Below are 279 nucleotides of genomic sequence, written 5' to 3' on the forward strand. Positions count from 1 at the left end.
GGAGTTGAGCAGCCATTTAATAATGGGGAGCGCTTTCGATGATTACAAGGTCAATGAAATGGTACTGGCTGAAAAGCTTATAGAAACCACACCAGACAATAGCCTCACTTTATTCGACAAAGGTTTTTATTCTTTAGGGCTTTTACATAAATGGCAAACGACTGGCAGTGACCGCCATTGGCTAATGCCCCTGAAAAAAAATGTGTAATATGACGTTATTCAAACATTAGGGCGTAATGATAAATTAGTCCAACTTAGCTGCAACCCAAGAGCAAGAAA

1 pseudogene is annotated in these 279 nt (G+C 39.8%); it reads left to right on the forward strand.

From position 1 onward, the window contains the following. A pseudogene (locus tag CWB66_RS19595) lies at positions 1–279 on the forward strand (transposase); the annotation flags it as partial.

Source organism: Pseudoalteromonas sp. S558 (assembly GCF_005886635.1).
Taxonomy (GTDB): Bacteria; Pseudomonadota; Gammaproteobacteria; order Enterobacterales; family Alteromonadaceae; genus Pseudoalteromonas; species Pseudoalteromonas aliena.